The sequence below is a fragment of the Nonomuraea sp. NPDC023979 genome (assembly GCF_040639085.1).
In the GTDB taxonomy this organism is placed as follows: domain Bacteria; phylum Actinomycetota; class Actinomycetes; order Streptosporangiales; family Streptosporangiaceae; genus Nonomuraea; species Nonomuraea ceibae.
The window spans coordinates 1-1,082 of record NZ_JBEZZG010000085.1 but is presented as its reverse complement, the minus strand read 5'-3'; the positions used below and the strand labels follow the sequence as shown (position 1 = coordinate 1,082).

The 1,082-nt window shown below is 69.2% G+C and carries 1 protein-coding gene; it reads right to left on the bottom strand.

Features of this window, described 5'->3' with window-relative positions; all coding sequences use genetic code 11:
- Window positions 1-9: 9 nt before the first annotated feature.
- Window positions 10-975, bottom strand: a complete 966-nt coding sequence (locus tag AB0G11_RS48915; protein WP_357594172.1) for an IS481 family transposase — start codon at window positions 973-975, stop codon at window positions 10-12.
- Between the last annotated feature and the right edge of the window lie 107 nt (window positions 976-1,082).

Here is a 1,082-nt window from a genome sequence, read left to right as displayed (position 1 = left end):
TGTACTTGGTCATGAACTTGGTGTCAGTCGGCTGATCGGTGGTCGGCCGCCGAGGGCTGTGTGTGGCCGGGTGGTGTTGTAGTGCTCGAGCCAGGGATCAAGGGCTTGAGTGCGGTGCTGGTTGCTGGCGTAGGGCCGGCGGTAGGCCCATTCGGTGGCCAGGGTGCGGTTGAAGCGTTCTGCTTTGCCGTTGGTCCATGGGCAGTGCGGGCGGGTGAACTTCTGCCGTGCGCCCAGTTCGGCGCAGGCTTGCTGGAATGCGCGGCTGATGCGGTAGTTCTTGGCGTTGTCGGTCAGTACCCGGTGGATGCGGTCGATGCCGTGGGCGGCGAAGAAGGCGGCGGCACGGGTCAGGAAGGCGGCGCAGGTGGTGCCCTTCTCGTCGGTGAGGGCTTCGGCGTAGGCCAGGCGGGTGTGGTCGTCGATGGCGGTGTGCAGGTAGTCGTAGCCGATGCCGCGGCCGCGGACCTGCTCGCTGCGGCCGTGTGCGCGCCAGCCGCCGCCGTCGGGGATGCGGCCGAGTTTCTTGACGTCGATGTGGATCATGTCGCCGGGTGCGGGGTGTTCGTAGCGGCGGGTGCTGTGGCGGGTGGTGCGTATCGGTGTGCCGGTGAGGGGGTCGCAGGCGGCCAGGACGGGCACGCCGTGGCGGCGCAGGATGCGGGTGACGGTCCTGGCCGGCACTCCGGTGGCCCGGGCGATGTGGTCGGGTCCGGCCCGCAGCTGGGCGCGGGCGGCCAGCACGTGCTGCTCGGTGGCGGCGGGGGTGCGGCGCGGGCAGGAGCGGGGGCCGCTGCGGCGTTCGCGTAGTCCGTCCCAGCCTTCGGCGCGGAAGCGGCGCACCCAGCGATGCCCGCACTGGCGGGAGACACCGAGTTCGGCGGCCACATGCGCGACCGGGCGGCCGTCGAACACGACACGGCGAATCAGCAGGCATCTGCCATGAAACGTCAGCCGGGCGTTAGCGTGACCCATCAAGACCTCCGGGTGGTGGTGAAGTCGGCAAACTCCACTACGCCCGGAGGTCTTCTATGTGATCAATCACCCGCGACCGCGTGTCACCAAGATCTTGGCCAAGTACA

What these genes read in the sequence shown, in the direction of transcription:
- AB0G11_RS48915 (WP_357594172.1), bottom strand. Translation starts at nt 975, where the DNA reads ATGGGTCACGCTAACGCCCGGCTGACGTTTCATGGCAGATGCCTGCTG.